This is a genomic window from Pseudoduganella violacea (assembly GCF_014191875.1).
Classification (GTDB): Bacteria; Pseudomonadota; Gammaproteobacteria; order Burkholderiales; family Burkholderiaceae_D; genus Rugamonas; species Rugamonas violacea_A.
On record NZ_JACHXD010000004.1, the window covers coordinates 340,993 to 367,001 of the forward strand.

The window sequence follows — 26,009 nt, forward strand, 5'->3', positions numbered from 1 at the left end:
CGTCGCACCCAGGCCGCCCTCGGCCGCCAACGCATATTGCGGAATCTGGCCGCATAGCTGGTAGCCCTGCTTGCGGTACAAATCCTCGGCCGGGCTGCCGCTCCAGGTATCGAGCACCAGCAGGCTGCGGCCCAGGGCGCGCGCATGGTCCTCGGCCGCCGCCAGCAGCGCGCCGGCCAAACCTTGGCGGCGCGCCCGCGTATGCACCAGCATCTTGTTGACGTCGGCGCGGTGGCGGCCATTCGGCGGCATCGCCAGGCCCAGTTGCACCGTGGCGCAGACCGCGCCATCGGCATCGCGCGCCACCAGCAGCTTGCGCGCCCCGCTCTCGATCTGCGGCGCCAGCTCGCGCCAGAAGCGGCGCGCATCGTCCAGCGCGAAAGGGAAGACAAAGCCGACGCTGGCGCCCTGCCGCACGCAGTCGTGCAGCACCTCGGCCAGGGCATCGAGATTGGCGCGCAGGCCGGCGCCGTCCAGTTCTTCTATGGTTCGCATATGGCTATCAGATAGTGGGCGCCGTCCGGGCCGGCGGAAAAGCGCGTGGGACCAAACAGGTGGAAGCGCAGGCAGTCGCCCGGCTGCAGGTGGTAGACCTTGCCCTCCAGCGTGTAATCGAGCAGCCCGTCCAGCAGCCAAAGATGCTGCTCCATGCCGCGCACCGGCGGCTGCTCGTAGTCGATGACTGCGCCGGCCGGCAGCCGGCCCTCGATCAGCTCCGCACCGAAACCGCGCGCCGGCGGCGACACCATGCGCCGCACGAAACCCGTCTCCGGATCGCGCCATTCGGCCTGCTCGCTCTGGCGGATCAGCTGCGCCGGCTGCGCCTCGGCCTCGGCGATCAGACGTGACATCGGCATGCCATACACCGCGCACAGCTTGCCCAGCAGGGCCGCCGTCGGACTGCTCTCGCCACGCTCCAGGCGCGACAAGGTAGCACGGCTGATCCCGCTCGCCGCCGCCAATTCTTCCAGCGACCAGCCGCGCGCTTCGCGCAGTCCGGCCAGCCGCTGCACCAGACGTTCTTCCATTGATAAATTTCCCATAATAGAGAATATATCTCAAATACGAGAATAAAAACAAGCCATTCGCGCTTTTGCTGACCGCCAGCCAGCTCTAGAGTCAAACCCTTTGCGCCAGATCAAACAATGTCCAACCCTGGTGTCAGGCACCAGAGTGAGACATTCCTTGAGCAAGATCAAACAATGTCCTACTCCAGTGCCTGACACCAGGGTTGGACATTGTTTGATTTTTCTCAATAAAAAAGGGAGTCCGTGGACTCCCTTTTCTGTGCCGTTGCTGGCTGCTTACATGATGTGGGTGCCGATCCACCAGGCGATCGCGGCCACGAAGGCGGACGCGGGGATGGTGAAGATCCAGGCCCAGACGATGTTGCCGGCCACGCCCCAACGCACGGCGGACATCTTTTGCGCCGAGCCGACGCCGACAATCGCGCCGGTGATGGTGTGGGTGGTGGAGACGGGCACGCCCCAGAACGAGGCCATCAGCAGGGTGATGGCGCCACCGGTTTCGGCGCAGAAGCCGCCCACCGGTTTCAGCTTGGTGATCTTCTGGCCCATGGTTTTCACGATGCGCCAGCCGCCGAACAGCGTGCCGAAACTGATCGCCGCGTAGCAGGAAACGATGACCCAGGTCGGCGGCGTGGCGTCGCTGGCGGCGACGTGGCCGGAAGCGATCAGCAGCATCCAGATGATGCCCATGGTTTTCTGCGCGTCATTGCCGCCGTGGCCCAGGCTGTAGCCGGCCGCGGAGGCCAGCTGCAGGCGGCGGAACCAGCCGTCGATCTTGCGCGGCGTCGATTTCACGAAGATCCAGGACACGATCAGCATGATGACCGAACCGAGCACGAAGCCCAGCAGCGGCGCCAGCACGATGAAGGTGACGGTCTTGATCAGGCCGCCGGAGATCAGGGCGCCGGTGCCGGACTTGGCCACCGCCGCACCCACCAGGCCGCCGATCAGGGCGTGCGAGGACGAGGAGGGAATGCCGTAGTACCAGGTGATCAGGTTCCACACGATGGCGCCCACCAGCGCGCCAAAGATCACGTAATGGTCGACCACGGCCGGATCGATGGTGCCCTTGCCGATGGTCGTCGCCACTTTCAGGCCGACGATGAAGATGGCGATGAAGTTGAAGAAGGCCGCCATCGCCACTGCGGTCTGCGGTTTCAGCACGCCGGTGGAGACCACCGTGGCGATGGCATTGGCCGCATCATGGAAGCCGTTCATGAAGTCAAACACCAGCGCCAGGAAGATCAACATGGCCAGCGCGTAGATGCTGATTTGTAGGGTTTGCATGGTTATCTTTTGTTATCTTTTCAGGACAGGCGCGTGCTTATGCGTTTTCGACGATGATGCCTTCGATGATATTGGCCACGTCCTCGCAGCGGTCGGTGACCGTTTCCAGGATTTCGTAGATGGCTTTCATCTTGATCAGGTTGCGCACGTCCGGCTCATCGCGGAACAGCTTGGACATGGCGGCGCGCATCACGTGGTCGGCGTCCGATTCCAGGCGGTCGATCTCTTCGCAGATGGCGACAATCTGGCGCGCATTGTCCATATTGTGCAGCAGGGCCACGGCCTCCTTGACCTTCTCGGTGCAAGCGAGCACCAGTTCGGCCAGGCGCTTGGCTTCCGGGGTCACGGAGTGCAGGTCGTACAGCGACACGGTCTGGCCGGCGTCTTCCATCAGGTCCAGGATGTCGTCCATGCGCGTGATCAGCTTGTGGATGTCGTCGCGGTCGATCGGGGTGATGAAGGTCTTGTGCAGCAGGTCGACGCAGGTGTAGGTGATCTTGTCGGCCTGTTTTTCGATACTTTCGATGGCGTGTACGCGGTTCTCCAGGTCGTCGAAATTGGTCATCAGACCGAGCATCTCTTTCGCGCCCTTCACGCACAGTTCGGCGTGCTGGTTGAACAGATCAAAGAACTTGCCCTCGGTGGGCATCAAGCGTCCAAACATTTTATTCTCCGTTGGTTGATTCGTTTTACTGCTACAGGCCGCCGTCCATGGCCGCCTGGGGGTATTAGTCGCCCTGATAGATAGACAGATTGCCGCTGTAATTGCCAAACTTGGTATACATGCCCATCCATGTCAGACGGATCGCGCCGATAGGACCGTTACGCTGTTTGCCGATAATGATCTCGGCGGTCCCCTTGTCCGGCGAATCGGGGTTGTACACCTCGTCGCGGTACAGGAAGATGATGACGTCCGCATCCTGTTCGATAGCGCCGGATTCGCGCAAGTCGGACATCACGGGACGTTTGTTGGGACGCTGCTCCAGCGAGCGGTTCAGCTGGGACAGCGCGATGACCGGGCAATGCAGCTCCTTGGCCAAGCCTTTCAAGCTGCGCGAAATCTCGGAAATCTCGGCGGCGCGGTTATCGCCGGCCTGGCTGCCCGTCATCAGCTGCAGGTAGTCGACGATGATCAGGCCGAGCTTGCCGCACTGGCGCGCCAGACGGCGGGCGCGGGCGCGCATCTCGATCGGGTTCAGCGCCGGCGTCTCGTCGATGTAGAGCTGGGCTTCGTTCATCTTTTGGATGGCGTGCGTCAGGCGCGGCCAATCCTCATCGATCAGCTTGCCGGTCCGCAGGCGGTGCTGGTCGAGCTGGCCGACCGAACCGAGCATACGCATGGCCAGCTGGGCGCCACCCATCTCCATCGAGAACACGGCCACCGGCAAACCCGCCTCAATCGCCACGTTCTCGCCGATATTCACCGAGAACGCCGTCTTGCCCATCGAAGGACGGCCGGCCACGATCACCAGATCGCCCGCCTGCAGGCCCGAGGTCATGCGGTCCAGGTCGATAAAGCCGGTCGGCACGCCCGTGACTTCGCTGGTGCTTTCACGGCTGTACAGCTCGTCGATGCGCTCGACCACCTGGGTCAACAGCGGCTGCACCGCCGTCCAGCCCGATGAGCCGCGCGCGCCCTGCTCGGCGATGGCGAAGATCTTCGACTCCGCCTCGTCCAGCATCTGCTTGACTTCTTTACCCTGGGGATTGAAGGCGTTGCCGGAGATTTCGTCGGCCACCGTGATCAGCTTGCGCAGCACGCCGCGGTCGCGCACGATCTCGGCGTAGCGCCGGATATTCGCCGCCGACGGCGTGTTCTGCGCCATCGCGTTCAGGTACACCAAGCCCCCCACCTCGTCGGCCTTGCCCAGCATGGTCAAGGCCTCGAAGACGGTGATGACGTCAGCCGGCTTGCCCGCGTTGATCAGGCGGATCATCTGTTCGAAGATGATGCGGTGGTCGTAGCGGTAAAAGTCGTCCGCGTGCATGAAGTCCGCAATACGGTCCCAGGCCGCGTTATCGCGCAGCAGGCCGCCGATGACGGACTGTTCTGCTTCGATGGAATGCGGCGGAATGCGCAGGGAGTCGACTTGCGGGTCGGATGGGGCGGCGTTCATGGCGCGAATTATACCTGCGTTCGGTGCTCGGATTTGGTTTTTTGCTGGCAATAAAAAAGCCGGGCGAACCCGGCTTTCTTATTTGTGCAACAGTCTTGGCGGAGGAAAATCCGGACCAGACTTAGGCAGCTTCGCCCACGACGGCCACGGTCACTTCGACCACGACGTCGGTGTGCAGTGCCACGGACACTGGGTGCTCGCCCACGACCTTCAGCGGGCCGGTTGGCATGCGCACGGCAGCTTTTTCCACAGCGAAGCCGGCTTTGCTCAGGGCTTCAGCGATGTCGAAGTTGGTCACGGAACCGAACAGACGGCCGTCCACGCCCGCTTTTTGCGACACGGTCACGGTCATGCCAGCCAGTTTTTCGCCTTGGGCTTGCGCAGCGGCCAGTTTCTCGGCAGCGGCTTTTTCCAGTTCAGCGCGTTTGACTTCGAATTCCGCCACGGCGGCAGCGGTAGCGCGGCGGGCCAGCTTTTGCGGGATCAGGAAGTTACGGGCGTAACCGTCCTTGACTTTCACCACGTCGCCCAGGTTGCCGACGTTAACGACTTTTTCCAACAGAATGATTTGCATAGTTCTCTCCAGGATCTTATCTGACCGCTAATTAAGCGTGGTGCAGATCGGTGTAAGGCAGCAGGGCCAGGTAGCGTGCGCGCTTGATAGCGGTGTCCACTTGACGCTGGTAGTGCGCCTTGGTGCCGGTCAGGCGGGCTGGCATGATCTTGCCGTTTTCCTGGATGAAATCTTTCAGCGTGTCTACATCTTTGTAGTCCACTTGCACCACGCCAGCGGCGGTGAAGCGGCAGAATTTTTTACGCTTGAACAGTGGGTTTTGTTGCTTGCGCTTTTCTTTCAGCTTGAGCTTGTTTTTGTCGAACTTTTTACCGAATGCCATTTTAGGCTCCTGTATTTAAAAATTGCGCTGTTAAACAGCACGAAAATCAATGATGTGAAACACCAGGCTTTTGCTATTGCGGCTTTTCTTGGCCAGAAATCCCCTGAACTCATACATGCCCCCGAGGGCTGCCTGGCTGAAGCGGCTCGAAATTTCGCCGGCGGCTACCGCGGCAATTTCAAACTCGGTCAGGCGGGCGATGCCGGCCTCCATCTGCTGCGAGCGGTGCTGTAAAACAGCATTCACGATCGGCAGGCCGGCCGGGGTATACCGCAGCATTTCCCGTTCGGCGATGAGGGCGACAAACTGTGTCTGGTTCAGTTGCTTTCCCGGGCAGAATTAAGCGGCAGCGGCGGCAGGAGCGGCTGGGGCTTCGGCGCGATGGCTCTTGGCCGCGTCTTCACGCTGTACCGATTTCATCATCGGCGAAGGAGCGGTTTCCGCTTTCTTCATTTTCACGGTCAGGTGACGCAGCACGGCATCATTGAATTTGAATGCGGTTTCCAGTTCGACCAGGGTCTCGTTGTCGCATTCGATGTTCAGGCAGATGTAGTGTGCTTTAGCCAGTTTCTGGATCGAGTACGCCATTTGACGGCGGCCCCAATCTTCCACGCGGTGCACGTTACCGCCGCGCGAGGTCACGCTGGCTTTGTAACGTTCGATCATCGCGGGCACTTGCTCGCTTTGGTCCGGATGGACGATAAATACGATTTCATAGTGACGCATGAAAACTCCCTTAAGGACTGTAAAAAATAGCCCACCCCGGCGTCAAGACGAGTGTGGGAAGAGGTAAGCCCGCAAGCATAGCAGCTTTTGCGCGCCAACTCAAGCCGCTGGGGGACGCCGGGCCGCGCCCCGAGAGGGAAGCAAGATGAAAATATTTCGCCAAAAACAAGAAATCCCCTTGCAATCGGCGCCCCACTGTACAAAAATACAGTCTGTCTATATCCACAGCTACCGCATCATGATCAAGCTCACTGCAAGGCAAGAACAAATTCTCAACCTGATCAAGGATGCCATCACCAATACCGGCTTCCCGCCCACCCGCGCCGAGATTGCGGCCGAGCTGGGCTTCAAGTCCGCCAACGCGGCCGAAGAGCATTTGAAGGCGCTGGCGCGCAAGGGCGCCATCGAAATCACGGCCGGCACCTCGCGCGGCATCCGCCTGCTGGGCGGTCATGCCGACGCCCCGGCCGTTGCCGCCGCGCCCGCCACGCCGCTGCTGGCCCTGCCGCTGATCGGCCGCGTGGCCGCCGGCTCGCCGATTCTGGCGCAGGAAAACCTGGAAACCAGCTACAACGTCGACCCGGGACTGTTCTCGGCCAAGCCCGACTTCCTGCTCAAGGTGCGCGGCGAATCGATGCGCGACATCGGCATCATGGACGGCGACCTGCTGGCCGTAAAAAAAGTCGATAGCGCCAAGAACGGCCAGATCGTCGTGGCCCGCATCGGCAACGAAGTGACGGTCAAGCGCTACCGCAAGACCGGCAGCACCATCGAGCTGCTGCCCGAGAATCCCGACTTCAAGATCATCACCGTCCACCCCGAAGCCGACGAATTCGCGCTCGAAGGCCTGGCCGTCGGCCTGCTGCGCAGCTGGCACTGAGCCGGCTTACTGCTTGCCCTTCAGGATGCGCATGCGCTCGGCCGTGTCCTGATGGTTCTTCACCGTGCTCAGTTTGGCCGCCTCGGCGTTGACATAGGCATCGGTCTTTTCCTTCCAGGCCGCGCTGGCGGCCAGCACGGCTTGCAGCGTCTCCTCGCCCTCCTCCGACAGCACCTGGTACACCCGGCCCATGCGCTGCTTGGCCTGCGCCAATTCGGCCGGCGTCATCAAGGCTTGCAGCTCCGCCGGAATGCCCTTGCCCACCGGTAGCGCGTCGTTCAAGCCCTGGACAAAGCGGTTATAGCAAGCCAGCCAGGCATCGACCGACTGGCCCACCGCCGCGATTTCCGCCTTGGTGCGCGACAGCTCGGGGAAGACGGGGCGCGCGCACTGGAACTTCTCCAGCTCCACATCATTGCCCTCGTACTGGCTCAGATAGAAATCGATGTCCGCCTTGCGCGCCGCGCGATCCGCCGCTTCAGCCGCCCAAAGATTGGGCAGGCAAGCCAAGGTCAGCAATGCCAGAGTAATCCGCTTCATCATCTCCCTTTCGTTTTTATTGCCATATCCGCCTATTTAATCACTTTTCATTTGCAAGAAAAACAAAACAGTCGAGCCCGTGTCCACCTTGGTGCCTGGCACCAGGGTGGACACAGGCTCGACTGTGGCGGAGATGAAACGCTGGCTTAGGCGTCGAGGGCGCTGGCGAAGTCGTCGAGCAGGTCGGCGGGGTCTTCGATGCCGACGGAGACGCGGATCAGGGATTCGGCTATGCCCATCGAGGCGCGGCGTTCGGCGCCCATCTCGTAGAAAATGGTGTGGGCGACGGGGATCACCAGGGTGCGCGTGTCGCCGAGGTTGGACGCCGGCACGGCCAGCTTCAGGCGATTCAGGTAGTCGAAGCAGTCGATGCCGTCTTTGAGCTCAAAACTCAACAGCGAACCGTAGCTCTTGAACAGCTCCTTGGCGATGCCGTGCTGGGGATGCGATTCCAGGCCGGGATAATAGACGGCGGCCACGCGTTCGTCCTGCTCCAGCAGGCGCGCCAGGGCCAGGGCGTTGGCGCAGGTGCGCTCCATGCGCAGGGCCAGGGTTTCGGCGCCGACGGCGATGTGGTGGGCCGCTTCCGGCCCCAGCGCCGCGCCGAAGTCACGCAGGCCCTTGGCGCGGATCTGGGCGATGCCCCACTGCGCCGGCGCGGCCTTTTTGTAGTTCTCGTAGATGTTGGGGAACTTGCTCCAGTCGTAGGCGCCGGTGTCGGTCAGGCTGCCGCCCAGGGCGTGGCCATGGCCGCCAATCGACTTGGTCAGCGAGTTGACCACCAGGCCCGCGCCCACGTCCTTGGGTCGGAACAGATAGGGCGTGGTCATGGTGTTGTCCACCACGTAGAGAATGCCGCGCTGGGCGCACAGTTCGCCGATGCGTTTCAGATCGGCGATCTGGGTGCGCGGGTTGGCCACGGTTTCAACGAAGACGATGCGGGTTTCCGGTTTCAGCGCCGCTTCAACATTGGCGACGCCGGTGGCGTCGACAAAGTCCACGCCCACGCCCTGCCCCGCCACCGTCTGCCACATCGAGTTGGTGTTCCCGAACAGGAAGGCCGAGGACACCATATGGTCGCCGGCGCGCAGCAAAGCCTGGAACACGGCGCCGATGGCGCCCATGCCGGTCGAGAAGCACAGCGTGGCGACGCCCTGCTCCATCTTGTTGACCTTGTCCTCCAGCGCCGAGACGGTGGGATTGCCCTGGCGGCCGTAGCGGAAGCCCGGCTCCTTGCCCTGGAACACCGACGCCAACTGGCGCGCATCGGCATAGCCGAAGGCGACCGAGGTGTGCACCGGCTTGTGCAGCGAACCCTGCTCGATCGTCTTTTGACGGTCGTTGTGCAGGATGGTGGTGGTGAAACCGTAGTTCTTCATTACGCTTCCGTGGTGGCGATATTCAGATTGAGCTGGGTGCGCGCTGCGTCCTCGGCGCCCTTCTCTTTCGGATGGTGGCGCGCGTATTCCAGCTTGTCCAGGTAATCGGCCGACACGTCGCCGGTGACGTACACGCCGTCGAAGCAGGACGCCTCGAACTTGGTCAGCGCCGGATTGACGTCGGCAATCGACTGCTTCAGCGCGTCGATGTCCTGGTACACCAGGTAGTCGGCGGTGATTTCCTTGCACACTTCCTCGGTGGTGCGGCCGTAGGCGATCAGCTCATCGCGGGTCGGCATGTCGATGCCGTACACGTTCGGGTAGATCACCGGCGGCGCGGCGGAGGCGAAGATCACTTTCTTGGCGCCGGCTTCGCGCGCCATCTGCACGATCTCGCGGCTGGTGGTGCCGCGCACGATGGAGTCATCCACCAGCAGCACGTTCTTGCCCTTGAATTCGTCGCCGATGGCGTTCAGCTTCTGGCGCACCGATTTCTTGCGCGCGGCCTGGCCCGGCATGATGAAGGTGCGGCCGATGTAGCGGTTCTTGATGAAGCCTTCGCGGTATTCCACGCCCAGGCGCAGCGCCAGCTGGATGGCGGCCGGACGCGAGGAGTCTGGAATCGGCATCACCACGTCGATATCGCCGTCCGGGATTTCGCGCTTGATCTTCTCGGCCAGGTACTCGCCCATTTTCAGGCGGGTGGCGTACACCGAGGCGCCGTCGATCACGGAGTCGGGACGGGCCAGGTAGACGAATTCAAACACGCAAGGATTGAGCGATGGATTGTCGGCGCAGATCTGCGAATGCAGTTTGTTGTCGGCGTCGATGAAGATGGCCTCGCCCGGCGCCACGTCGCGCACGAAGCGGAAGCCCACGCCTTCCAGCGCCACCGATTCGGAGGCGATCAGGTACTCGACGCCTTCAGGGGTTTCGTTTACGCCCAGGCACAGCGGACGGATGCCGAAAGGATCGCGGAAGCCCAGCATGCCGACGCCGGCGATCTGCGCCACGGCCGCATAGCCGCCGCGCACGCGGCGGTTCAGCACCGTCACGGCCTGGAACAGGGTGGCCGGTTCCAGCGAGTAGCCGGTGGTGGCTTTCTGGATTTCGTGGGCCAGCACGTTGAGCAGCACTTCCGAGTCGGAATCGGTGTTGATGTGGCGGCGGTCGTTCTTGAACATCTCGTTCTTGAGCTGTTCCCAGTTGGTCAGGTTGCCGTTGTGGGCCAGGGTGATGCCGAACGGCGCGTTGACGTAGAACGGCTGCGCTTCTTCCTCGCTGGACGAGCCGGCGGTCGGATAGCGGCAATGGCCGATGCCGGAATTGCCCATCAGCGCGCGCATATTCCGGGTGCGGAACACGTCGCGCACCAGGCCATTGGCCTTGTGCATGGAGAACATGCTGCTGTGATTGGTTGCGATGCCCGCCGCATCCTGGCCGCGGTGCTGCAGCAGCAGCAATGCGTCATACAGCAGTTGATTGACGGGTTGGTGGGAAACGACGCCGACGATGCCACACATGGAAGCTGCTCCTAGACTGGTGCTACGGATTTAAAGAATTCAGTAATGCACATGCTGCGCGTATTCAGCAGGCAGGAAAGGTTTCAGGGTACGCACGCCGGATTCCGCCAAGGGACTCAACAGCGCGTTTTTCCAGAAATCCTGCTGCGGGATGGTGGTCATCCCGCACAATATGACGGCGGCCAGCACGATCAGCAAGCCGCGGCCGAAGCCGAACAGGCTGCCCAGGCCACGGTCGGCCAGGGTCAGGCCGCCGGCCTTGATCAGGGCGTCGACGGCCAGCGTGAATAGGCTCATCAGGATGCGCGTGCCGATAAACAGGGCGATGAAGGCCAGGATCAGGCGCAGCACTTCGCCCGGCACGGAAGCCGGCAGCATCAGCGCCAGCTGGGCGCCGTAGGCATTGGCGACGACAAAGGCAATAATCCAGCTGGCCAGCGAGAGCATCTCGCGCACCAGGCCGCGCATGGTGCTGATGACCACTGAGGCGATCAGCACGAATATCACCAGATAATCGAAAATCGTCACTTCAGTCAGGTCCGTTCAGTATGCGGGGCTTAGACGGGAACCAGGCTGCCGTTCAGGCCCATCTTGCTCAGCTTGGCGCGGACCTTTTCCGCTTCCTCCTTGCTGGCAAAGGGTCCGACGCGGACACGGGTGCGTTCGCCGTTGGCTGTATTCACCTTCTGCGAATAGGACTTGATGCCGGCGTCGCGCAGCTTGCCCTGCAGTTCGTCCACCTTGTCCTGCGCCGCCAGCGCCGCGACCTGGATCACATACTTGCTGCCGCTGTCGGCGGCGGCCGGCTTGCCTTCCAGGATGGCCAGGGCGCGCGCATCCTCGCTGTGGGCGGGTTTGGCGTCCTTCGGTTCCGGCTTGGCCTCGGCATGCTTGGGCTCCGTGTGCTTGGGTTCGGGCTTGGCTTCCGGCTTCTCGTGCTTGTCTTTGGATTCTTTCGCTTCCGGCTTGTGTTCAGCCTTGGCAGTCTTGGTGTCGGCGGCTTTTGGCGCCTCTTTCACTTCCGCTTTTGGCGGCTTGACAGGTTCGGCCAGCTTCACTTCGCTGACGGTATGGGCGGCGGTCGCCGTTGGCGTGGCGGCCGGCTTGGCGCTTGGCGTCACTTGCGCGGCGGCGGGTGCGGCCGAGGGTGCGGCCGACATCGCGGCAGGCTTGGCCGCCGGCTCGTTGACGATTTCCTCGCTCTGGTCGAGGGCGGCGCCCGGCGCCACGCGCGATTCGGGCGCGGATGCCGCAGGAGCGGGCGCGCCCTGCTCCAATGGCTTGTCTTTCGATGGAATCTGCAGGGCGATATCGTTGGCGACCGGGCGCGGTTCCGAGTCCAGCACCATGGGCAGGCCGATGACGACGGCCAGCGCCAGCGCGATGGCGCCGACCAGGCGGCGGCGCGCGCGTTTTTTCTCAGGCAGCACCGGATCGGCGGCGTCGCGGCCGGCGCGCGCGCGGCTGCCGCGGGTGGCGCCGCCCGCATGCGAGGCACGCTTGGAACGGGCTGTTTTTTCAAGCACCGACTGGTCGTCGGCTGCGCGGTAATAGCCACTGTCTTCGCCAGTGGACTCTTGCTTGTTTTTGCCAAATTTCGAGAACAAGCCCATGCGTGATTATCTCTGTCAGTGCGTCAATCGGTGCGTCAGTGGAGTGCGGATTTTTGCGCGGCCATGACGCCGGCGACAGTCAGGAATGATCCGAAGACCACAATTCTATCATTCTCGCCGGCTCGGCTGATCGCATTTGCGAACGCCTGGGCCGGATCATCGAAAATATTGACGGTTTTTTCATGCTGGTCCGGCTGAATCATCTGCACCTTGGCCGCCAGCTCGGAAGCGGTAGCCGCGCGCGGCGAGGGCAGCGTGCACAGGCACCAGTGGTCCACATGCTCGGACATGGCCTTGATCACGCCGTCGATATCCTTGTCGTGCATGGAGCCGAACACCGCGTAGGTGTAGGGGTGGTAGCCCATATTGCCCAGATTCTGGTTCAGCGCCGCCGCCGCGTGCGGATTGTGCGCCACATCGTAAATCACCGAAGGACGGCCCGGCAGCACCTGGAAGCGGCCCGGCAATTCCACCGTCACCAGGCCATGGCGCACTTCCTGCGCGCCCACCGGCAGCTCCAGCTTGAGCGCTTCCAGCGCGGCCAGCGCGGCCGAGGCGTTCAGCAGCTGGTTGGCGCCGCGCAGGCTCGGATAAGCCAGCGAATTGCGGCGCATGCCGCGGCCGCCGTAATTCCACTGCTGCTTGTCGCCCGAATAATTGAAATCGCGACCCATCAGCCACAGGTCGGCGCCGATTTCCGTCGCGTGGTCGATCAGCGCCTGCGGCGGCACCGGGTCGCTGCAAATGGCCGTTTTGCCGGTGCGGAAAATGCCGGCCTTCTCGAAGCCGATCTGCTCGCGCGTGCCGCCCAGGTAATCGACGTGGTCGATATCCACGCTGGTGACGATGGAAACATCGGCATCGATCACGTTCACCGCGTCCAGGCGGCCGCCCAGGCCCACTTCCAGGATCGCCACATCCAGGCCGGCGTGCGCCAGCAGGTGCAGGATGGCCAGGGTGGTGAATTCGAAATAGGTCAGCGGCGTATCGCCGCGCACCGCTTCCACCGCGTTGAAGCTGGCCACCAGCTCGGCGTCGCTGGCCATATCGCCATTGAGGCGGGCGCGCTCGTTAAAGTGCAGGAAGTGCGGCTTGATATACAGGCCGGTCTTGTAACCGGCGCGCATCAGGATCGACTCCAGCATGGAGCAGGTCGAGCCCTTGCCATTGGTGCCGGCCACCATGATGACCGGACAGCTGAACTGCAGCCGCATGCGTTCCTTGACGGCGCGCACGCGCTCCAGGCCCATATTGATCACGGTTTCGGCGTGGCGCGATTCCAGCAGCGCGAGCCAGTCATTCAGAGTACTCGGGAGATTGGTCATGGCGGGGACTTCAGAAAACAATCGGCACGCAGGCGGCGGAACCGCTGGCGTGCCGATGGAGGCGGCAAGGAATGGCTTAGGCCAGAACCTCGACAGCCTGATTTTGCAGCAGGGCCAGCAGGCGGGCGATTTCTTCGCGCATCTTGCGGCGGTCGACGATCATATCGACGGCGCCCTTCTGCACCAGGAACTCGGCGCGCTGGAAGCCTTCCGGCAGCTTCTCGCGCACGGTGTTTTCGATCACGCGCGGGCCGGCGAAACCGATCAGCGCTTTCGGCTCGGCCATCACCACGTCGCCCATGAAGGCGAAGGAAGCGGACACGCCGCCCATGGTCGGATCGGTCAGCACGCTGATGAAGGGCAGCTTCTTCTCGGACAGCTTGGTCAGCATGGAGGTGGTTTTCGCCATCTGCATCAGCGACAGCAGGCCTTCCTGCATGCGCGCGCCGCCGGTGGCGGTAATGCAAATGAACGGCACTTTCTGTTCCAGCGCGATCTGGGCGGCGCGCGCGAAGCGTTCGCCGACCACGGAGCCCATGGAACCGCCCATGAATTCGAATTCGAAGCAAGCCACCACCACCGGCAGGCTCATGATGGAGCCGCCCATGGCGATCAGCGCGTCGGTTTCGCCGGTCGCTTCCATCGCCTGTTTCAGGCGGTCGGGGTATTTTTTGCTGTCTTTAAACTTGAGCGTATCGACCGGCAGGGTTTCCTGGCCGATTTCATAGCGGCCGCCGGCGTCCAGCAGCGCGTCGAGGCGCTCGCGGGCGCGGATGCGCATATGGTGGTCGCACTTCGGGCAGACGTGCAGGTTCGATTCCAGATCGGTACGGTATAAAACGGCCTCGCAGGAGGGGCACTTGACCCACAGACCTTCCGGCATGGTTTTGCGTGCGGCAGCTTCCGAACGCTGAATGCGCGGGGGCAGCAGTTTTTCCAACCAGCTCATAATTTCTCCTCTTGCACTAACTTAGGCCCGCAGTGTAGCCGTTTCTGCCTGCCCTGTCGAACATTGCAATTTGGCAATATTTAAGCTTTATCAGCTATTTGGCCGCATCGCCATCGGGCTTGCCGCGTTTGCCGCCGGGCGACGCGCATCCCTTTGCGCCAAATCAAACAATGTCCAACCATGGTGTCAGGCACCAGGGTCGGACATTTTCTGCGCTAGATCAAAGAATGTCCAACCGTGGTGCCTGACACCAGGGTTGGACATTTGTTGAGGGAGATCAAACCTGCGCGTCCTTATGCGGCGTCGAGGGCGCTGCGGATGCCGCTGGTGAAGGCTTGGACGGCGGCCACGGCCTGGCCCGGCGGGCTGGCTTCGATTTCCTGGATGATGCGGCTGCCGATCACCACGGCGTCGGCCACCTTGGCCAGGGCTTTGGCGGTGGCGGCGTCGCGGATGCCGAAGCCGACGCCGATCGGCAGCGCGACGTGGCGGCGAATGCCGGCGATGCGTTCGGCCACTTCGGCGGTGTCGATGTGGCCGGCGCCGGTCACGCCTTTCAGCGAGACGTAGTAGCTGAAGCCGCCGCCGACTTTCGCCACTTGCTGCACGCGTTTCTCGGTCGAGGTCGGCGCCAGCAGGAAGATCAGGTCGAGGCCCGCCGCGCGCATCTTGGCGGCGAATTCCTCGCATTCTTCCGGCGGGTAGTCGACCACGATGGCGCCGTCCGCCCCGGCCTCGCGCGCGGCGACGATGAAGGCGTCGGCGCCGATGCGCTCAATCGGGTTGGCGTAGCCCATCAGCACCACGGGCGTGTGCGCGTTGCTGCGGCGGAATTCGCGCACGTAGCCGAAGACATCGTGGATGGTGACGCCCAGCGCCAGTGCGCGTTCGCAGGCGCGCTGGATCACCGGGCCTTCGGCCATCGGGTCGGAAAACGGCACGCCCAGTTCCAGCACGTCGGCGCCGCCCGCGACCAGGGCGTGCATCAGGGGCACGGTCTGCTCGCGCGCGGGATCGCCGGCGGTGATGAAGGTGATCAGGCCAGTCTTGCCTTGCTCTTTCAGTTTTGCGAAGGTTGGTGCGATACGGGACATGGTTATGCTCTCAGTAGTATGGGTTCAAATGAAGTTCAGTTGAAGTTCAGGCCCATGCGGGCCGCTACTGTGTGCATATCCTTGTCGCCCCGGCCGGACAGATTGGCCAGCACGATCTTATCCTTGGGCAGCGTGGCCGCCAGCTTGGCCGCGTAAGCCAGAGCGTGCGAGGATTCCAGCGCCGGGATGATGCCTTCGATATGGCAGCAGTCGTGGAAGGCTTTCAACGCCTCCTCGTCGGTGATCGAGACATACTGCGCCCGTCCCGCGTCCTTCAGGTAAGCGTGCTCCGGCCCCACGCCCGGGTAATCCAGGCCGGCCGAGACGGAGTGGGTTTCGATGATCTGCCCGTTCTCGTCCTGCAGCAGGTAGGTGCGGTTGCCGTGCAGGACGCCCGGCACGCCGGCCGTCAGCGAAGCGGCGTGCTTGCCGGTGTCCAGGCCCTCGCCCGCCGCTTCCACGCCGATCAATTGCGTTTCCTTGTGGTCGAGGTAGGGGTAGAAGATGCCCATGGCGTTGGAGCCGCCGCCGATGCAGGCCAGCACGTAGTCGGGCTGGCGGCCGGCCATTTCCGGCATCTGGTGCAGGCACTCTTCGCCGATCACGGACTGGAAGTCGCGCACCATCATCGGATAAGGATGCGGGCCGGCCACGGTGCCGATGATGTAGAAGGTGTTTTCGATATTCGTGACCCAGTCGCGCATGGCCTCGTTGAGCGCGTCCTTGAGCGTCTTGGAGCCCGATTCCACCGGCACCACGGTCGCGCCCAGGAGCTTCATGCGGTAGACGTTCTGCGCCTGGCGCTTGACGTCCTCGCTGCCCATGTACACCACGCATTCGAGGCCGAAGCGGGCGCAGATGGTGGCCGTGGCCACGCCGTGCTGGCCGGCGCCGGTTTCGGCGATGATGCGCGGCTTGCCCATGCGCTTGGCCAGCAAGGCCTGGCCGATCACATTATTGATCTTGTGGGCGCCGGTGTGGTTCAGGTCTTCGCGCTTGAAGTAGATTTGCGCGCCGCCCGCCAGATCGGACCAGCGCTTGGCGTGGTAGATCGGCGAAGGACGGCCGACGAAGTGCTTCAGCTCATAGCGGAATTCGTCGAGGAAGATCGGGTCTTTGCTGTAGCGCGCGTAAGCGGCTTTCAGCTCGTCCAGCGCATAGGTCAGGGTTTCGGCAACGAAGGAGCCGCCGTAAGGGCCGAAGTGGCCGTTCAGGTCGGGTTGCTGATAGTCGTGGGTGTGGAACAGGGCGGAAACGCCGTCAGGCAGATCTTTCATGATAGGTGTCTCTTTCGATAGTGGCATCGGCTTCCCGGACCGCGCGGACGAAACCGTCGATCAGGCGGGAATCTTTAATGCCCTTGGCCGCTTCGACGCCGCTACTGACGTCAACCGCGCAAGGGCGAACGCGCACCACTGCGCCAGTCGCATTTTGTGCGTTCAAGCCACCACTCAAAACGGCCCGACGCGCGAGTTCTTTTGGAATGAGAGACCAATCAAAAACCTTTCCTGCGCCGCCATAGGCATCCACGAAGGTATCGAAAAGCAAGCCGTTGAATAGCTTGCTGGATGCGCGGCACTGTTGTTCGTATTCTAGCAGTTCGGCGGAAGAACTGTCCGGCTTCACGCGAAACACGCGCATAAAAGGCCGGTTGACGGCCGCCGCCGCCTCGGCGCACTGCTGCGCCGTCTCGTCGCCATGGAATTGCAGCAGGCCGATCGGGGCCACGGCCACGGTGGCCGCCACCTCGTCCGCGCTGGCGTTGACGAACAGGCCGACCGCCGTCACGAAGGGCGGCAACAGCGCAATCAGCTCGGCCGCGCGCTGCGGCGTCACATGGCGCGGACTTTTGGGATAAAAGACAAAGCCCACCGCATCGGCGCCGGCGGCCACCGCCGCCTGCACGTCCTCCTCGCGGGTCAGGCCGCAAATCTTGATACGGGTACGCTGCATCTATCTTCGTCCTTTAAAAAGCGGGCAAGATGCTGGCCGCTTCGGCCGGCAAGCCCCATTTTTCATCGTATTCGATATTCGCCAGATACAAGCCATCCGGCATGAAGGTGGGCGCGGCGACGGTGCGGTCGCGGCCGGCCAGCAGTTCGGCCATCCATTCCGGCTGTTCCCTGCCCTGCCCCACATAGATCAGGGAGCCTACCAGATTCCGCACCATATGGTGCAGGAAGGCGCTGGCGCGCAGGGTGAACAGGATCATGTCGCCGTGGCGCGCCACGCCGACCTCGTACATCTGCTTGACCGGGGTCTTGGCCTGGCACTGGGCGGCGCGGAAGGCGCTGAAGTCGTGCTCGCCGATCAGGTGGGCGGCGCCGGCGCGCATCAGCTCCACGTCCAGCGGGCGGTGGCAGAAGCCGGCGCGGCCCGCCAGCAGCGGCGAACGCACCTGGTGGTTGTACAGCAGGTAGTGGTAGGTGCGGGAGCGGGCGCTGAAGCGGGCGTGGAACTCGCCTTCGCGGTATTCGCCCTCGGCCACCGGTTCCAGCTCCTGCACTTCCCTGGCCCAGCGCACGCCGATGGACTCGGGCAGGAAGGCGTTGATGCCGCGCACCCAGGCATGGGTCTCGCGCGTCAGATCGGTGTCGAAATGGACCACCTGGCCCAGCGCGTGCACGCCGGCGTCGGTGCGGCCGGCGCAGGTGGTGGGCAGGTGGGCGCAGGCGAATTGCTGGATCGCCTGTTCCAGCTTGTCCTGCACGGTGATGCCGTGGGGCTGTATCTGATAGCCGTGCCAGTCGGCGCCGTTGTACTGGACTCCTAGTGCGATCCGTTTCAATTCCTGCTCTATGGTGTGGTCTGCGAGAGGGGCATTATACAGCCGTGCCGCCCCGCGCCTTGGCTCACCCCAGCAGCGCGCGCATGGAGCTGGCGCGGCCGACCTGGTCGTCGTTGCCGCCGCGGATGACCTCATCGAGCAGCTCGCGCGCGCCTTCCTTGTCGCCGATTTCCTGGTAGGCGATGGCCAGATCGAGCTTGGTGTCCATCTCCATATGGTGGGCCGACAGGGCTTCCTCGCTGGCCACCGGGGCGGCGGTCAGCGCTTCGGCCGGCTGGGCGGCGCCGCCGTGCAGGTCCAGGTCGATGCCGCTCAGGTCGAAGTCGGCGGGCGCCGGGGCCGGCGCTTCGCCCATCTTCATGTCTTCGATATCGGGCAGCGCGGCGGCGGCAGGCTTCATGTCCTCGATATCCGGCAGGCGCAGATCGTCCAGGCCCGGCGCGGCGATGGTCGGCGCGGCGATTGGCGCGGGGGCGCTGGCCGGCAGGTCGAAGTCCATCATATCCAGGTCGGCCAGCGCCTCAGGCTCGGCGGCCGGCGCCGGCGCTGGGGCTGGGGTCTCGCCCGGCAGGTCCAGATTGAAATCCATGCCCAGGTCGTCGGCCGGCGCGGGAGCCGGCGCGGCGGCGCTTTCAAACGGCATATCAAGCGCCAGGTCCAGGTCCGGCGCGGCCTTGTCTTGCTCGGTCAGGCTGGATGCGGTTTCGGCGGCGGGCGCCGGAGCCGGAGCCGGAGCGGCCGCCTGGTCGAAGCTCAAGCCACCCAGGTCGAAGTCGAGGAAGCTGCTTGGATCGCTTTCCGGCTTGGCGGCCGACTGCGCCCACGCCGGCTCGGCGGCAGCGGCGCCGGGCGTGGCCCAGTCGGGCGTCTCGGCGGCCGGCGCGGGTTCGGTCGGCAGCGCCGTCTGCTCCTGGGCGAAATCGAGGCCGCTGTCGGCCTGCGCGGCCAGGGCCGTGGCGTCCTTGCTCAGGTCCAGGTCCAAGCCTTCCTCGGCAGCGGCTTCCGCCGGCGGCGGCGCGGCAAAGATGGAGAGATCGTCGTCAGCCAGCGCGGCGGCGCCGGCAGCGCCAGCGGCCGTCAGACCAAGGCCGGCCGCCACATCAGCGCTGGCCGCAGCCGGAGCCGAAGCTGTACCCGCGTACAGCGGATTCGTTGGATCGATGCCGCGGCCCAGCTGCGCCGCCTGCGCCCATTCCTCTCCCTCGCCGCTGGTCTGCGAATACAGCTCGCTGGCTTGGGCTTCAAAGGCGCGCGCATCGCGGCGGTTGGCGTAGATCTCCAGCAGTTTCAGGCGCACCGGATGGCGTTCCGGATGGTTGCGCAGCGCTTCCTTCAGGATTTCCTCGGCCTGGGCGTCGCGGCCATAAGCAATGTAGACGTCGGCTTCGGCCACTGGGTCGACTTCATTGGTATCGAGCTGGCTGGCCGAGGGCGCGAAGTTGGAGTTGAACACGCTGTTGCTGGTATCCACGCTCTGGCCGCCCGCTTCGGCGAACATGGCGGGCGCGGTCACGCCCGGGTCGCCCAGCACGCTGCTCTCTTCCTGCGGCACGGTCATCTCGGCTTTCTGCTGCTTGCGGCGGCGCGCCAGCATGAACGCGCCGCCCAGCAGCGCGGCCAGGGCCACGCCGATGTACTGCGCGTTTTCGGTCAGGGTCTCGATCAGGGACGGCTCCTGCACCGGTGACTTGGCCGCGCCCACCACGCTGCGCGGCGGCTTGGCCGGCTTGGCGGCGGGTTCGCTGGCGGCGGCTGACGCGGCAGCTTCCACCGACGCAGCCGCCGCCTGCTCCTTGGCCGAGGCGGCGGCCGACGCTTCCGGCTTGGCCGGCGCCGACGCCTTGTTCTGCGCCTCGGTCGCCGCCTTGCTCTTCACGGCCATCAGCTTTTCCAGATCGCTGACGTTCTTTTCCAGTTCCTTGACGCGCTCGCTGGCCTCGGCCACTTGCTGGTCCTTGGCGATCTTGTCTTCCGCGCTGCCGGTCTTGCCGGTGCGGGCCGACTGCTCGCCGGCCTTCGACAGTTTCAGCTTGTCCTTCGATTCGCTGGCCGCTTTCGCATGCTCCTCCACGCGCGCCGTGATCTTGCCGGTGGCGCTTTGCGCCGCTTCCGGCGCCTTGGCCGGGGTGCTGGAGGCGACCTGGCCGGCCAGCTTGGCGCGGTAGGCGTTGAAGTCGGCGGCATGGGCCACCACCACGCCATGCGCCTCGCCCTGGGCGGTGGCGCGCGCCGTGTCGGCATCCGGCACGCGCAGGATGGTGCCCGACTTCAAGCGGTTCATATTCTTGCCGGAGAAGGCTTCCGGATTGGCGCGGTACAGCGCCACCAGCATCATGTCCAGCGATACATCGGAAGGCTTGAGCTGGCGCGCGATGCGTCCCAGCGTATCGCCCTGCTTGACGCGGTATTCGTCCTCTTCCGCCGCCGGCTTGGCCGGGCTGGCGGCCGGCGCGGGACGGCTGGCGCGCACCGCGGCCGCGCGCTCGGCGGCGCTCGGTCCCGCGGCGGGCGCGGTGGCGGCAGCGGTGGCCGGCGCGACCGGACGGGCCGCTTCGGACGGCGCAGCCTGCGGCGACTGGGCCGAACGCAGGTCGGCCGGATCGAGCAGGAAGGTGTATTCGCGCACCAGGCGGCCGTTGGTCCAGCTCAGTTCCAGCAGCATGTCGACGAAGGGTTCGTTGATCGGCTGGCTGGAGCTGACGCGGATGAATTGGCGGCCATTGCGCTGCTCGACATCGAACTTCAGCGACAGCAGTGCCGGGTTGAAATCAATATTGGCCTGACGGAAGGCATCGGGCGAGGCCAGCTTGGCCGCCAGCTCGCCCGCCTCTTCCGGCGTGACGGCCGTCAGTTCGATTTCGGCGCGCAGCGGCTGCCCCAGCGATGACAGCACAGTCAACTTGCCCAGGCCGGCGGCGTTTGCAGAGGCAGACAATAAAACCGCGCTGGCGACAGCGCCGGTGATAGTTTTCAATGCGAACGAAACCAGCTTGGAGCGTTTTTGTACAGGCATAGTGTGGGGCTTAAATGGGTTAGCTGGGGAAAAGTTACTTTCCCGGATATCCCAACATAACATCATGGCATCAAGCGTGCAAGCATTCGCCCCCTTGGAAAAGCCCTTGGTGTCCCCACAATGCCGAATCTTTCGTGCAAAACCAAGAAAAAAGGCCGATTTCCCTATGAAATCGGCCTTTCGGGAGAGGCGCCAAACGGCGCCCCAACCGCTGGAACTGCGCGCTGAAACTGCTTATTTATCGAGCACGATGCGCAGCATGCGGCGCAGTGGTTCGGCCGCGCCCCACAGCAGCTGGTCGCCCACGGTGAAGGCCGAGATGTACTCGCCGCCCATGGCCATCTTGCGCACGCGGCCAACCGGAATGGTCAGGCTGCCGGTGACGGCGGCCGGGGTCAGGTCGCGCGCCGACGCTTCGCGCGTGTTCGGCACCAACTTCACCCACTGGTTGTCGTTGGCGATGATGTCGTTGATCTCGTCCAGCGGCACATCCTTTTTCAGCTTGATGGTCAGCGCCTGCGAGTGGCAGCGCATGGCGCCGATGCGCACGCACAGGCCATCGACCGGAATCGGCTGGCTGCCGAAGTCCAGGCCGCGGCCGAGGATCTTGTTGGTCTCGGCGCCGCCCTTCCACTCTTCCTTCGACTGACCATTGCCCAGGTCCTTGTCGATCCACGGGATCAGGTTGCCGGCCAGCGGCACGCCGAACTGCTTGGTCTCTTCAGCCGACAGGCCATGCTGGGTAGCCAGCACCTGGCGGTCGATTTCCAGGATCGCGGCAGCCGGGTTGTCCAGCAGCGATTTGACGGAAGCGTTGATGGTGCCGAACTGGGTCAGCAGCTCGCGCATATGCTGGGCGCCGCCGCCCGACGCGGCCTGGTAGGTCATGGAGGTCATCCAGTCCACCAGATCGTGCTTGAACAGGCCGCCCAAGCCCATCAGCATGCAGGACACGGTGCAGTTGCCGCCGACGAAGTTCTTCACGCCCTTGGCCATGGCGTCCTTGATCACGTTCAGGTTGACCGGATCGAGCACGATGACGGCGTCCTTCTCCATGCGCAGGGTCGACGCGGCGTCGATCCAGTAGCCGTTCCAGCCGGCCGCGCGCAGTTTCGGGAACACGTCGGACGTGTAGTCGCCGCCCTGGCAGGAAATGATGATCTCGCAGCGTTTCAGCTCATCGATATTGGTCGCGTCTTTCAGCGTGGTTTCGTTCTTCGCCATGGCAGGCGCGGCGCCGCCGGTGTTCGAAGTGGTGAAAAATACCGGCTCGATATGGGCGAAATCGCCCTCTTCCTGCATGCGCTGCATCAGGACCGAACCGACCATGCCACGCCAACCAACTAGACCTACGAGTTTCATTTTGCTTTCCCTTGGGTTGAATGAGAAGATCGGCAGTGGCTCCCGCCCCTGCCTTCTTCGCTTTGTTTATGCGAGTGCGCGCACCACGGCGTCGCCCATTTCTTCGGTGCCGACCTTGTGGGTTCCGGCTTCATGGATATCCGGCGTGCGCAGGCCTTGCGCCAACACCTTCTTGACTGCTGCTTCGATACGGTCCGCCTGCTGCGCGCGGTTGAGCGAGAAGCGCAGCATCATGGCCGCCGACAAAATCGTCGCCAGCGGATTAGCGATGCCCTTGCCCGCGATGTCCGGCGCCGAGCCGTGCGAAGGCTCGTACAGACCCTTGTTGTTGGCGTCCAGCGAGGCCGATGGCAGCATGCCGATGGAACCGGTGAGCATGGCCGCCGCGTCGGACAGGATGTCGCCGAACATATTGCCGGTGACGATGACGTCGAATTTCTTCGGCGCGCGCACCAGCTGCATGGCGGCGTTGTCGACGTACATATGGTCGAGCGCCACGTCCGGGTATTCCTGGTGCACGTCGGTGACGATGTCCTTCCAGAACTGGAAGGTTTCCAGCACATTGGCCTTGTCCACGCTGGTCAGGCGCTTGCCGCGCTTTTGCGCCGCCTGGAAAGCCACGTGGGCGATGCGGCGGATTTCGCCTTCCGCATAGCGCATGGTGTCGAAGCCTTCGCGCTGGCCCTTGAAGGGGCCGTCCGGGCATTCGCGCACGCCGCGCGGCTGGCCGAAATAGATGTCGCCGGTCAGCTCGCGGATGATCAGGATGTCCAGGCCCGACACCACTTCCGGCTTCAGCGTGGAAGCGCCGGCCAGCTCGGGATACAGGATGGCCGGACGCAGGTTGGCGAACAGGCCCAGGTTCTTGCGCAGGCCCAGGATGGCCTGTTCCGGACGCAGCGAGCGTTCCAGCGTGTCGTACTTGAAGTCGCCCACGGCGCCGAACAGCACGGCGTCGGCCGCTTTCGCCAGCGCCAGCGTGGCTTCCGGCAGCGGATGGCCATGCGCGGCATAGCCGGCGCCGCCCACCGGCGCGCTTTCGAGTTCAAATTTTTCGTCCAGTGCGTTGAGCACCTTCACCGCTTGGGCCACGATTTCCGGGCCGATGCCGTCGCCCGGCAAGATAGCAATTTTCATATTGTTCTTTGTTTAGATGACGTTGGCCAGCCAGGGCTGGTTGGCCAGATGACGCTCTTCGAAGGCGCGGATGCTGTCGGCGTGGCGCAGCGTCAGGCCGATGTCGTCGAGACCATTCATCAGGCAGTATTTGCGGAAGGCGTCGATCTCGAAGGGGTAGGAGACGCTGCCATTGGCCGTGGTAACGCGCTGCTGTTCAAGGTCCACCACCAAGCGGTAGCCGGGGAAGGCCTTGACTTCATTGAACAGATGATCGATCTGGGTTTCGCTCAAGACCACGGGCAGCAGGCCGTTCTTGAAGCAGTTATTGTAGAAGATGTCGGCGAAGCTGGGCGCGAGAATGGCGCGGAAGCCGAATTGGTCGAGCGCCCACGGCGCGTGCTCGCGCGAGGAGCCGCAGCCGAAGTTCTTGCGCGTCAGCAGGACGGAAGCGCCCTGGTAGCGCGCCTGGTTCAGCACGAAGTCGGGATTGAGCGGACGGCCGCTGTTATCCATGCCTGGTTCGCCGTGGTCCAGATAGCGCCATTCGTCGAACAGATTGGGGCCGAAGCCGGTGCGGTGGATGGACTTCAGGAATTGCTTGGGGATGATGGCGTCGGTATCGACATTCGCGCGGTCGAGCGGTGCGACGAGGCCTTCATAGACAGTAAATTTTTCCATGATTCTCTAAAGGAGAGCGACGGCGGACCGTCGGGCCCGCCGTACTGCGGTGTTATTTTTTGCCGGCGCCTTCAACGGCCTGGCCGACCTTTTGCACATCTTTGCCGATGCCGGCGACGGTGTTGCAGCCGCTTAGGAACAGGGCGGTGATGGCGATGGCGAATAGGGTTTTCATGATGATGTTCTCTTGGATCGGGTAATCGGGTAATCAGCGCAGGGCGCGCACGTCGACGAAATGGCCGGCGATACCGGCGGCGGCCGCCATGGCGGGCGACACCAGGTGGGTGCGTCCGCCTTGGCCCTGACGACCTTCGAAATTACGGTTGGAGGTGGAAGCGCAGCGCTCGCCCGGATCGAGGCGGTCGGCGTTCATGGCCAGGCACATCGAGCAGCCCGGCTCGCGCCATTCGAAGCCGGCGGCCTTGAAGATGCTGTCCAGGCCTTCGCGTTCGGCCTGTTCCTTCACCAGGCCGGAGCCGGGCACCACCAGCGCCAGCTTCACGTTCGAGGCGCGCTGCTTGCCGCGCACCACGGCGGCGGCGGCGCGCAAGTCCTCGATGCGCGAGTTGGTGCAGGAGCCGATGAAGACCTTGTCGATGCGGATGTCCTCGATCGCCGTATTCGGCTTGAGGTCCATATACACCAGGGCTTTTTCCATGGCGTCGCGCTTGACGCTGTCCTTTTCCTGGTCGGGATCGGGCACGCGGCCATCGACCGCCACCACCATTTCCGGCGAGGTGCCCCAGGTCACCTGGGGCTTGATCTCGGCGGCGTTCAGGGTCACCACCAGGTCGAATCTGGCGCCGGCATCGGAATGCAGGGTGCGCCAGTATTCGACGGCGCGTTCCCAGTGCGGCCCGACCGGCGAGAAAGGACGGCCTTTCACGTAATCGATGGTGATGTCGTCGACGGCCACCATGCCGGCGCGCGCGCCCGCTTCGATCGCCATATTGCAGACGGTCATGCGGCCTTCCATCGACAGCGCGCGGATGGCCGAACCGGCGAATTCAATCGCGTAGCCGGTGCCGCCGGCGGTGCCGATGACGCCGATCACAGCCAGCACGATGTCCTTGGCGGTCACGCCGGCCGGCAGCGCGCCGTCCACCTGCACCAGCATGGCCTTGGATTTCTTGGCCAGCAGGGTTTGCGTGGCCAGCACGTGCTCCACTTCCGAGGTGCCGATGCCATGCGCCAGCGCGCCGAAAGCGCCGTGGGTCGAAGTATGCGAGTCGCCGCACACCACGGTCATGCCGGGCAGGGTCGCGCCCTGCTCCGGGCCGATGACGTGGACGATGCCCTGGCGCTTGTCGTTCATATTGAAGTAGGTCAGGCCGAAGGCCTGGGTATTCTTGTCCAGCGTTTCGACCTGCAGGCGCGAGACCGGATCGGCGATGCCGTGCGAGCGGTCGGTGGTCGGCACATTGTGGTCGGCCACGGCCAGGTTGGCGGACAGCCGCCATGGCTGGCGGTTGGCGGCGCGCAGGCCGTCGAAGGCCTGCGGGCTGGTCACTTCGTGCACAAGGTGGCGGTCGATGTAGAGGATGGCGGTGCCGTCGTCTTCGGTGCGCACCACATGGGATTCCCAGAGTTTGTCGTAAAGCGTCTTCATGGTTGCTGCTGCTGCCTAATTTTTGAGTGATCCAATTTGATTATGCCATATTTGTGCAACGCAAAACCAAGCCCGTCTTTCCG

Annotated in this window: 26 protein-coding genes and 1 pseudogene; 1 reads left to right on the plus strand and 26 read right to left on the minus strand. The window is 63.7% G+C overall.

Annotated elements, in window-relative coordinates:
• Positions 1 to 15: 15 nt before the first annotated feature.
• The 9 genes and pseudogenes from FHS03_RS28135 to rpsF all read right to left on the minus strand — a co-directional run.
• Positions 16 to 495 (minus strand): annotated as a pseudogene (locus tag FHS03_RS28135) (GNAT family N-acetyltransferase); the annotation flags it as partial.
• Positions 483 to 1,028: a helix-turn-helix domain-containing protein gene (locus tag FHS03_RS09945; protein ID WP_229426138.1), complete on the minus strand. Its 546-nt coding sequence runs from the start codon at positions 1,026 to 1,028 to the stop codon at positions 483 to 485. The pseudogene FHS03_RS28135 and the gene FHS03_RS09945, both read right to left, overlap by 13 nt.
• Before the next feature lie 276 nt (positions 1,029 to 1,304).
• A complete protein-coding gene (locus FHS03_RS09950) occupies positions 1,305 to 2,315 on the minus strand; it encodes an inorganic phosphate transporter (protein WP_183440823.1) in 1,011 nt (336 codons plus the stop codon).
• Positions 2,316 to 2,352: 37 nt separating this feature from the next.
• Entirely contained in the window at positions 2,353 to 2,979 is a 627-nt protein-coding gene (locus FHS03_RS09955) for a DUF47 domain-containing protein (protein ID WP_050412114.1), read from the minus strand.
• Positions 2,980 to 3,043: 64 nt separating this feature from the next.
• Positions 3,044 to 4,432, minus strand: a complete 1,389-nt coding sequence (locus FHS03_RS09960; RefSeq protein WP_183440824.1) for a replicative DNA helicase — start codon at positions 4,430 to 4,432, stop codon at positions 3,044 to 3,046.
• 121 nt (positions 4,433 to 4,553) lie between these two features.
• On the minus strand, positions 4,554 to 5,006 hold the full coding sequence (gene rplI / locus FHS03_RS09965) for a 50S ribosomal protein L9 (RefSeq protein ID WP_050412112.1): 453 nt from the start codon (positions 5,004 to 5,006) through the stop codon (positions 4,554 to 4,556).
• Positions 5,007 to 5,037: 31 nt separating this feature from the next.
• Complete coding sequence (gene rpsR, locus FHS03_RS09970; protein WP_050412111.1) at positions 5,038 to 5,328, minus strand: 30S ribosomal protein S18; 291 nt, start codon at positions 5,326 to 5,328, stop codon at positions 5,038 to 5,040.
• 30 nt (positions 5,329 to 5,358) lie between these two features.
• Positions 5,359 to 5,649, minus strand: coding sequence for a primosomal replication protein N (gene priB, locus FHS03_RS09975; RefSeq protein ID WP_183440894.1), 291 nt, complete (start codon positions 5,647 to 5,649; stop codon positions 5,359 to 5,361).
• 18 nt (positions 5,650 to 5,667) lie between these two features.
• Entirely contained in the window at positions 5,668 to 6,054 is a 387-nt protein-coding gene (rpsF, locus tag FHS03_RS09980) for a 30S ribosomal protein S6 (RefSeq protein WP_050412109.1), read from the minus strand.
• 238 nt (positions 6,055 to 6,292) lie between these two features.
• On the opposite strand from rpsF, the gene lexA reads away from it, so the two are divergent.
• On the plus strand, positions 6,293 to 6,934 hold the full coding sequence (gene lexA, locus FHS03_RS09985; RefSeq protein WP_183440825.1) for a transcriptional repressor LexA: 642 nt from the start codon (positions 6,293 to 6,295) through the stop codon (positions 6,932 to 6,934).
• Between the two features lie 6 nt (positions 6,935 to 6,940).
• Here the strand turns inward: lexA and FHS03_RS09990 are convergent, their stop codons facing one another.
• The 17 genes from FHS03_RS09990 to leuC form a co-directional block, all read right to left on the minus strand.
• Positions 6,941 to 7,477: a hypothetical protein gene (locus tag FHS03_RS09990; protein ID WP_183440826.1), complete on the minus strand. Its 537-nt coding sequence runs from the start codon at positions 7,475 to 7,477 to the stop codon at positions 6,941 to 6,943.
• A 143-nt stretch (positions 7,478 to 7,620) separates the two neighbouring features.
• The gene (locus tag FHS03_RS09995; protein ID WP_183440827.1) at positions 7,621 to 8,853 is read right to left on the minus strand and encodes a cystathionine gamma-synthase family protein; all 1,233 of its coding nucleotides are present in this window, start codon (positions 8,851 to 8,853) and stop codon (positions 7,621 to 7,623) included.
• Entirely contained in the window at positions 8,853 to 10,376 is a 1,524-nt protein-coding gene (gene purF / locus FHS03_RS10000; RefSeq protein ID WP_183440828.1) for an amidophosphoribosyltransferase, read from the minus strand. The genes FHS03_RS09995 and purF overlap by 1 nt, the downstream gene beginning before the upstream one ends.
• A gap of 39 nt (positions 10,377 to 10,415) precedes the next feature.
• Entirely contained in the window at positions 10,416 to 10,904 is a 489-nt protein-coding gene (locus FHS03_RS10005) for a CvpA family protein (RefSeq protein WP_183440829.1), read from the minus strand.
• A gap of 29 nt (positions 10,905 to 10,933) precedes the next feature.
• Entirely contained in the window at positions 10,934 to 11,989 is a 1,056-nt protein-coding gene (locus tag FHS03_RS10010; protein ID WP_183440830.1) for an SPOR domain-containing protein, read from the minus strand.
• A 35-nt stretch (positions 11,990 to 12,024) separates the two neighbouring features.
• Complete coding sequence (gene folC / locus FHS03_RS10015; protein ID WP_183440831.1) at positions 12,025 to 13,314, minus strand: bifunctional tetrahydrofolate synthase/dihydrofolate synthase; 1,290 nt, start codon at positions 13,312 to 13,314, stop codon at positions 12,025 to 12,027.
• A gap of 76 nt (positions 13,315 to 13,390) precedes the next feature.
• Positions 13,391 to 14,263, minus strand: coding sequence for an acetyl-CoA carboxylase, carboxyltransferase subunit beta (gene accD, locus FHS03_RS10020; RefSeq protein ID WP_050412101.1), 873 nt, complete (start codon positions 14,261 to 14,263; stop codon positions 13,391 to 13,393).
• Between the two features lie 293 nt (positions 14,264 to 14,556).
• A complete protein-coding gene (gene trpA, locus FHS03_RS10025; RefSeq protein WP_183440832.1) occupies positions 14,557 to 15,357 on the minus strand; it encodes a tryptophan synthase subunit alpha in 801 nt (266 codons plus the stop codon).
• Between the two features lie 35 nt (positions 15,358 to 15,392).
• Positions 15,393 to 16,634: a tryptophan synthase subunit beta gene (gene trpB / locus FHS03_RS10030; RefSeq protein WP_183440833.1), complete on the minus strand. Its 1,242-nt coding sequence runs from the start codon at positions 16,632 to 16,634 to the stop codon at positions 15,393 to 15,395.
• Complete coding sequence (locus FHS03_RS10035) at positions 16,618 to 17,310, minus strand: phosphoribosylanthranilate isomerase (protein ID WP_183440834.1); 693 nt, start codon at positions 17,308 to 17,310, stop codon at positions 16,618 to 16,620. The genes trpB and FHS03_RS10035 overlap by 17 nt, the downstream gene beginning before the upstream one ends.
• A gap of 13 nt (positions 17,311 to 17,323) precedes the next feature.
• The gene (gene truA, locus FHS03_RS10040) at positions 17,324 to 18,145 is read right to left on the minus strand and encodes a tRNA pseudouridine(38-40) synthase TruA (RefSeq protein WP_183440835.1); all 822 of its coding nucleotides are present in this window, start codon (positions 18,143 to 18,145) and stop codon (positions 17,324 to 17,326) included.
• A 64-nt stretch (positions 18,146 to 18,209) separates the two neighbouring features.
• Entirely contained in the window at positions 18,210 to 21,080 is a 2,871-nt protein-coding gene (locus tag FHS03_RS10045; protein WP_229426139.1) for a motility hub landmark protein FimV, read from the minus strand.
• 312 nt (positions 21,081 to 21,392) lie between these two features.
• On the minus strand, positions 21,393 to 22,520 hold the full coding sequence (gene asd / locus FHS03_RS10050) for an aspartate-semialdehyde dehydrogenase (RefSeq protein WP_183440837.1): 1,128 nt from the start codon (positions 22,518 to 22,520) through the stop codon (positions 21,393 to 21,395).
• A gap of 66 nt (positions 22,521 to 22,586) precedes the next feature.
• On the minus strand, positions 22,587 to 23,657 hold the full coding sequence (gene leuB / locus FHS03_RS10055; protein ID WP_183440838.1) for a 3-isopropylmalate dehydrogenase: 1,071 nt from the start codon (positions 23,655 to 23,657) through the stop codon (positions 22,587 to 22,589).
• Between the two features lie 12 nt (positions 23,658 to 23,669).
• Positions 23,670 to 24,317 carry a 3-isopropylmalate dehydratase small subunit gene (leuD, locus tag FHS03_RS10060; RefSeq protein WP_183440839.1) on the minus strand — a complete coding sequence of 216 codons (648 nt, stop codon included), beginning with the start codon at positions 24,315 to 24,317 and terminating at the stop codon, positions 23,670 to 23,672.
• Between the two features lie 52 nt (positions 24,318 to 24,369).
• Entirely contained in the window at positions 24,370 to 24,492 is a 123-nt protein-coding gene (locus tag FHS03_RS10065; protein ID WP_082219731.1) for an entericidin A/B family lipoprotein, read from the minus strand.
• 33 nt (positions 24,493 to 24,525) lie between these two features.
• Complete coding sequence (leuC, locus tag FHS03_RS10070; protein WP_183440840.1) at positions 24,526 to 25,926, minus strand: 3-isopropylmalate dehydratase large subunit; 1,401 nt, start codon at positions 25,924 to 25,926, stop codon at positions 24,526 to 24,528.
• Positions 25,927 to 26,009: the final 83 nt, after the last annotated feature.